We start from the raw sequence: 6,803 nt of genomic DNA on the forward strand, positions 1-6,803 counted from the left end.
CACGTTCATCTACTCCAAGCGCCCCAGAACGCCCGCCGCAAAGATCGATGACCCCACGCCGCGCGAGGTCATCCAGGAGCGCTTCGACCGTCTGGCGGCCCTCGTGGCAGACCTTGCCCACGATGCCAACCAGGTCGAGCTGGGGCGTACCGTCGAGGCACTCGTCGAGGGTGCCTCCAAGCGTGACGAGCGCGTGCTCGTGGGCCACAGCCCCAAGAACAAGACCGTTCACTTCGAGGCTCCCGAGGGCTGTGACCCTCACGAGCTCGTGGGCAAGCTCGTGGACGTTCGCGTCGACGAGGCGCGCACGTGGTACCTGCGCGGACCCATGGTGGGCGAGCCCCGGTGACGTCGGGCGATGACAGCCTCGTGACGGGTGCCGCCGCACGCCGTCCCGTCATCTGCGTCGTTGGCCCCACGGCCTCGGGCAAGAGCGCACTTGCCGACGAGGTGGCGCTGCGCCTTGGCACCGACGTTATCTCGGTCGACTCGATGCAGGTCTACCGTGGCATGGACATCGGCACGGCCAAGACGCCCGTCGAGGAGCGTCTCGTGCCGCTCCAGATGGTCGATGTGGCCGACATCTCGCAGGACTACTCCGTGGCCATGTTCCAGCGCGACGCCCGCGTCCTCGTTGACGAACGCCTCGATTGCGGCCGCGCCGCCATCCTGTGCGGGGGCACCGGCCTCTACCTCGACGCCGTCATCGACGAGATGGACTTTCCCGCGGGTCAGACCCACGGGGACGCGCGCAGCCGCTACGAAGACTACCTTGCCGAGCGGGGCGCGCAGGCCCTCTGGGAGCTCCTGCGCGAACGCGACGAGGCGAGCGCGCTTGCCATCCACCCCAACAACTCCCGCCGCGTCGCGCGTGCCCTCGAGATGCTCGACGAGGGCACGAGCTATGCCGCGCAGCTTTCGGGCCTTCACGAGCGCAAGGCGCACTACGGCGCCCAGATCTGGGGGCTTTCGATGGACCGTGCGCTACTTTACGAGCGCATCGACCGGCGCGTCGACCTCATGGTCGAGGCTGGCCTGGTCGACGAGGTGCGGGGGCTTGTCGAGGCTGGCATGGGCGCAGACCTCACGGCCCGCCAGGCCATCGGCTACAAGGAGGTCCTCGCCTACCTCGAAGGGTCGCGCGCGCTCGACGAGGCTATCGAGCTTATCAAGCGCCGTTCGCGGCGCTACGCAAAGCGGCAGCTCTCGTGGCTGAGACGCGATGGACGCACTCGTTGGCTCGACATGGACAAGCTTGACCGCGATGACGCCGTCGCCATGATCGTCGGCGAATATGAGAGGGCCTTGGGCGAGCGCGCCCAGGAGCCCTAAGAGGGGGAGAGCACCACGGGTCGATTCAAGCAGATGTCCACCGCTCCCGTTCCCGAGCGAACGCTCATCGTGGGCGTTGACACGGGGCGTATCGACTGGCCGATGAGCGAGTCGCTCGCCGAGCTTGCGCGCCTGGTTGAGACGGCGGGCGGGGTTGTGGTTGCCACCGAGACGCAGAAGCTCGACTCGCCCATCCCCAAGACGTTCGTGGGCTCGGGCAAGGCCAAGGAGCTTGCGGAATTGGTCAAGCGCATGGACGTTGACGTCGTTGCGTTCGACGACCAGCTGTCGCCTTCCCAGCAGGCCAACCTCGAGCAGATCTTTGGCGAGCCGGTCAAGGTCATCGACCGCACGGCCCTCATCCTCGACATCTTTGGTCGTCATGCGACGACGCGTGAGGGCGCCCTCCAGGTGCAGCTCGCACAGCTTCAGTACGTGCTGCCGCGTCTTCGTGGCATGTGGAGCCACCTCATGGGCGAGCAGACGCGCGGCGGCATCGGCAGCAGGTTTGGCCAGGGCGAGAGCCAGCTCGAGGTCGACAGGCGCCTCGTGCGCGACCGCATCGCCTCGCTTCGCCGCGAGCTCGCACGCCTCGAGACGCGTCGCGCCACGCAGAGCAAGGCTCGCTGGGACTCGGGCGTCTATCGCGTGGCGCTCGCCGGCTATACCAACGCGGGCAAGTCGACGCTGCTGAACGCCCTCACCAATTCCGACGTCTACGCCAAGGACGAGCTGTTTGCCACGCTCGACCCCACGACCCGCTCCATTGACCTTGCCGAGGGGCGTAAGATCACCCTGACGGACACCGTTGGCTTCATCCAGAAGCTCCCCACCACGCTCGTCGAGAGCTTTAAGTCGACGCTCGCCGAGGTCAGGGCAGCAGACCTCGTGCTCGAGGTTGTCGATGCCAACGACGAGAGCTGGGAGAAGAAGGTCAGGGCCGTCGAGGAGATCCTTGCCCAGATCGATGCCAACGAGATTCGGCGCGTGCTCGTCTTCAACAAATGCGACCTGCTCGATGACGAGGTCCTTGCGGGGCTCAAGGCTGCGAATCCCCGGGCCGTCTTCGTGTCCGCCGGCGAGGGTTGGGGCCTTGCCGGGCTGCTGCACCGCATCGCGCAGGAGGCGAGCGACGGTGACGTGACGCTCACGGCGCTCGTGCCCTACGAGAAGGGCATGCTCATGAAGCTCGTCCACGAGCGATGCCAGATCATTCGCGAGCAGTACGTCGAGGGCGGCTTGCTCGTTACCGCCAAGGCGGGCGCTCGCATGGCCGCTACCCTCAAGCCCTATGAGGTGGAGGAGTAGGCCTGCGCCGCTGCGTCCAATGTGTCTCTGCTCGCGGATGTTGTTCGCCGCTTCGTGAGGCGTGGGTGCGTTGTCGCGCGCCTCCTGCGAGTCCGGGATGCTTCGGGTTCTTTTGGAAGCGGTTTTCGCCAACTTGGGCTTCTCGCGTGACTACCTATGGCTTTAGGCGGAGACATACTTCCTCGCCTCGCGATTTCACCGCTTAGGCGAGATGACGCTCTTCGCTAATACCCATAGACGAGCATGAGCACGCCAAGAATGAGCGGTTGGTGAAGCACGTAGATGGGGAGGGCGTGCCTTCCCACGTACTCAAGGGGCTGACACCGAAGGCTCTGGAGTGCTCTGGGCGCGCCTTTTGCCTTGATGACGACGCCCAGGCTGGTTCCCGCGAGAAAGAGCAGCGAAAAGGGGAGGGGCGGGTAGTAGTCTCCCGACGCAAAATGGGGCCCGGGAAAGCCGAGCCAGCTGAGCCACCCGTAGGCATAGGGTGCCGCCGGCACCTTGAAGTAGGGGCCGCCAAAGGTCGCGAGACCAAAGGTTCCCGTTGGAACACCGAGGCAGATGACGAAGAGCAGCGCGTGCGCCAAGACGAGCAAGGCGTTCGTGCGCACGCCCGCCCGTGAGGCGAGCTTGAGGTAGAGGTGGCCCACGAGCGTGCTGAAGCCCATGCAGTAGATGATGCCGAAGTTCACGGGCGTGTCGACGGCAGCCACCGTTGTGGCAACGAATACGACGCCCGCCACGGCAAGATACTTTGCCGCCCTCCTGACGTTGCTGCTCGAGTAGGAGCACATGATGCCCGCCACTAGCAAGAACGTCCATGAGATGGAGACGCGCCAGACATCTTGTAGGGGAGAGGCGAACCAGCCCAGGCCCACGCCATAGAGATAGACCAGGTCATAGCAAAGGTGAAAGAGCACCATCGATATGACCGAGAAACCCCTGATGACGTCGTAGCCGTGAATCCTCTCCGAGCGCCGCTTCTGCTCCATGGAATCTAGAGCGAGCGAAGCAGACCCGTGACCCTGCCGAGGATGGTCGGGTTGTCTGCGTAGATGGGCTCCATCGAATCGTTCTCGGGCTGAAGGCGGATGCGGTCCTTCTCGCGGTAGAAGGTCTTGACGGTGGCCGAGTCGTCGATGAGGGCAACGACGATTTCGCCGTTGTGGGCGGTGTGCTGCTCCTTCACGACAATGTAGTCGCCATCGAGGATGCCGACGTTGATCATCGACTCGCCGCGGACGCGCAGGATGAATGAGCTCGCATCGTTGATGACGCTTGTGGGGAGGGTCATGACCTCCTCGACGTTCTGCTCGGCGAGGATGGGCGTGCCTGCCGCGACCCTGCCAACGACTGGTAGGGTGATCGTGCTGGCATCAACGTCCTGGGTGACCTCGGCAAGCTGGACGTCTTGCTGGTAGAGGCTCTCGCTGCCGGGCCCGCAGATCTCGATGGTGCGGGGCTTCTTGGGGTCGCGGCGGATGTAGCCGGCCTTTTCGAGCCTGTTGAGGTGGGAGTGAACCGTGGATGGGGAAGAGAGGCCAACGCCCGCGCCGATCTCCCTGACCGAGGGCGGATAGCCGTGCTCTGCGGCGGATGCGCAGATGAAGTCATATACCTGCTGCTGCCGTGCGGAAAGCTTTACCTCAGACATGGTGGTTCCTCCTTTTCGTTGAGACCATCATACACGCGTTCGCTTCCTTTCGCAAACATTTGTTCTATTTTTGCTTGACACGAACATTCGTACGTAGATACTAGATATAGGGAACAAATGTTTGATAGTATGCATTACAAGATATTGTCCGCAACGGTTTGTATAAAGGTACCAGTACAAAACGAGATTGAGAGGAACGCACCATGAACAACTTTGATTACAACTATGACACCATTGGTTCTTCCGCCCTCAAGCTTCGTCACGCCGCCGCGAGCCTTTCCGTCGTGGAAGGTGGCCGCCACGACGCTCGCCGCCAGTGCTCCGTGAGGGAGCAGGCGCGTCGTGCCTACGACTGGTACGTCTCGGCCGACGTCCCCGTCTGCTCCGCGCCCGTCATCGGGGACCGCGAGCGCCTCGGGGCCTGTCTCGTCTTCTTCGCCATCGCGGGCATGGTGCTGCTGGGGGCCCTTCTCTAGGACCCGGCGTCCGGAGATTTCTGTCAGCAGCTAGACGAATCTATTTTCGCAGCGTAAGGTATCTATTGCAGTGAACCCGGCTAGGGAGGATACCATGCGCTGTCCCAAGTGCGGATGCGAGGAGTCCAAGGTCGTCGACTCCCGTCCTGCGGAGAGCAACGACTCGATCAGGCGTCGCCGCGAGTGCGAGGCTTGCGGTTTTCGCTTCACCACCTACGAGCGTAAGGAGGAGCTGCCGCTCATCGTGCTCAAGCACGATGGTTCCAAGGAGCCTTTCGATCGCGAGAAGCTCATGCGCGGCCTCGTGCGCGCAACGGTTAAGCGCGACATCCCCATCGATGCGCTCGACGCCCTCATTGCGAGCATCGAGAGCGAGCTGAGGGACCACGGCACCACCGAGGTCGACTCGAGCGACCTGGGCGAGATGGTGCTTCACCGTCTCATCGACATCGACAAGGTCGCCTACGTCCGCTTTGCGTCCGTCTATCGCGACTTCAAGGACATCGAAGAATTCTCTGACGAGCTGAGGAGGCTCTCTGGTGAGTAACGACGTGATTGACCTTCCCATCAAGCGCCTTGACCCGTCCGTCGAGCTCCCGTCCTACGCCTACGAGGGAGACGCTGGCCTCGACCTGCGCTCAAACGAGGACGTTGACCTGGCGCCGCACGAGCGCAGACTCGTCTCGACGGGCCTGGCCATCGCCATTCCCGATGGCTACGCGGGCTTTGTGCAGCCCAGGAGCGGACTTGCTCTGCGCGAGGGGCTGTCGATGGCCAACACGCCCGGCCTCATCGATGCCCACTACCGCGGTGAACTCAAGGTCTGCACCGTCAACCTAGACAACGAGAAGACCATTCACATCGAGCGCGGCGAGCGCATCGCCCAGCTCGTCATCCAGAAGGTGCCCGTCGTGCGTCTGCACGAGGTGTCGGAGCTCGATGAGACCGACCGCGGTGCGGGCGGCTTTGGGTCGAGCGGCGTCAACTAGCCGCGCGCGAGAATCTTAGATTGGGGAGCCTTACATGACCGATTTGAATGTGAGAGACGTCATCATCGTGGGTTCCGGTCCTGCGGGTCTGAGCGCCGCCATCTATGCAACGAGGGCGGGTCTCAGGCCCCTCGTCATATCGAGCAGCGCCGCTGGCGGCCAGATTGCCACGACCGACCTCGTGGACAACTATCCGGGCATCGAGGACATAACGGGTGCCGAGCTCGGGCAGCGTCTCTGGGACCATGCCGAGCACCTTGGTGCGGAGTTCGAGTTCGACCAGGTCGTCTCCATCGACAGGCGCGAGGGCGGGAGCCTCTTCGAGGTCGTCTGCGAGGGAGGCTCGCTTAGGGCGCGCAGCGTCATCTATGCCGCGGGGGCCTCGCCGCGCAAGGCTGGCTTTGCGGGCGAGAATCGCTTTGGTGGCAGGGGCGTCTCGTACTGCGCCACCTGCGATGGCATGTTCTATCGTGGCAAGGAAGTCTTTGTGGTGGGCGGTGGTAACACGGCCTGCGAGGAGGCGCTCTACCTTGCGAAGGTCGCCTCCTCGGTGACACTCGTCGTGCGCAAGGACCACCTCCGGGCGATGAGGAGCCTGCGGGATGCCGTTCTCTCCTCGCCCATGATTAAAGTTAGGTACCTTACTAGAATTGAGGGCGTGGAAGGGGATTCTCTTATCGAGAGGGTCGTGCTGGCATCCGTAGACGCCTTGGGCGTCCCAACCCGCGAGGAGCTTTCCTTCGCGCCAGGCGGTGTAGGCGTCTTCGTCTCGGTTGGCCAGGTGCCTCAGTCAGCGCCTGTCTGCAGGCTCGCTGAGTTGGATGACCAGGGGTATGTCGTGACGCGCCCTGACATGTCTGTGGCAACGCCTGGACTCTTCTGTGCGGGAGACGTGCGGGCAACGCCGCTTCGCCAAGCGATCACCGCGGCCTCTGACGGAGCGATTGCCGCCACGAGCGCGGCAAGGTACGTGGGGGTTCTTGGCGATTAGCGTAATTCTCCTAGTTAGTGACTCCCCTGTTCCGGCTGATATACATTAAATAG

At 63.3% G+C, this 6,803-nt stretch carries 9 protein-coding genes; 7 read left to right on the forward strand and 2 right to left on the reverse strand.

Annotated features, from left to right (window positions below):
• The 3 genes from AC1VTH_RS05595 to hflX all read left to right on the forward strand — a co-directional run.
• Positions 1-349: TRAM domain-containing protein (locus AC1VTH_RS05595; RefSeq protein ID WP_481335160.1), on the forward strand; the 349-nt coding region annotated here is incomplete at its 5' end.
• Positions 346-1,332, forward strand: coding sequence for a tRNA (adenosine(37)-N6)-dimethylallyltransferase MiaA (gene miaA, locus AC1VTH_RS05600; RefSeq protein WP_481335161.1), 987 nt, complete (start codon positions 346-348; stop codon positions 1,330-1,332). The genes AC1VTH_RS05595 and miaA, both read left to right, overlap by 4 nt.
• 33 nt (positions 1,333-1,365) lie before the next feature.
• On the forward strand, positions 1,366-2,640 hold the full coding sequence (gene hflX, locus AC1VTH_RS05605) for a GTPase HflX (RefSeq protein ID WP_481335162.1): 1,275 nt from the start codon (positions 1,366-1,368) through the stop codon (positions 2,638-2,640).
• Positions 2,641-2,864: 224 nt separating this feature from the next.
• Here hflX and AC1VTH_RS05610 read toward each other — a convergent pair whose 3' ends face one another.
• Positions 2,865-3,632 carry a heparan-alpha-glucosaminide N-acetyltransferase gene (locus tag AC1VTH_RS05610; protein WP_481335163.1) on the reverse strand — a complete coding sequence of 256 codons (768 nt, stop codon included), beginning with the start codon at positions 3,630-3,632 and terminating at the stop codon, positions 2,865-2,867.
• 5 nt (positions 3,633-3,637) lie between these two features.
• The gene (gene lexA, locus AC1VTH_RS05615) at positions 3,638-4,294 is read right to left on the reverse strand and encodes a transcriptional repressor LexA (protein ID WP_481335165.1); all 657 of its coding nucleotides are present in this window, start codon (positions 4,292-4,294) and stop codon (positions 3,638-3,640) included.
• A gap of 203 nt (positions 4,295-4,497) precedes the next feature.
• On the opposite strand from lexA, the gene AC1VTH_RS05620 reads away from it, so the two are divergent.
• From AC1VTH_RS05620 to AC1VTH_RS05635, 4 genes are all read left to right on the forward strand, one after another.
• Positions 4,498-4,770 carry a hypothetical protein gene (locus tag AC1VTH_RS05620; protein WP_481335166.1) on the forward strand — a complete coding sequence of 91 codons (273 nt, stop codon included), beginning with the start codon at positions 4,498-4,500 and terminating at the stop codon, positions 4,768-4,770.
• Between the two features lie 94 nt (positions 4,771-4,864).
• On the forward strand, positions 4,865-5,317 hold the full coding sequence (gene nrdR / locus AC1VTH_RS05625) for a transcriptional regulator NrdR (protein WP_293672913.1): 453 nt from the start codon (positions 4,865-4,867) through the stop codon (positions 5,315-5,317).
• Entirely contained in the window at positions 5,310-5,759 is a 450-nt protein-coding gene (dut, locus tag AC1VTH_RS05630; RefSeq protein WP_301829260.1) for a dUTP diphosphatase, read from the forward strand. The genes nrdR and dut overlap by 8 nt, the downstream gene beginning before the upstream one ends.
• 34 nt (positions 5,760-5,793) lie before the next feature.
• The gene (locus AC1VTH_RS05635; protein ID WP_481335167.1) at positions 5,794-6,750 is read left to right on the forward strand and encodes an NAD(P)/FAD-dependent oxidoreductase; all 957 of its coding nucleotides are present in this window, start codon (positions 5,794-5,796) and stop codon (positions 6,748-6,750) included.
• The last annotated feature ends 53 nt before the right edge of the window (positions 6,751-6,803 follow it).

This window comes from Parolsenella sp. (assembly GCF_982402205.1).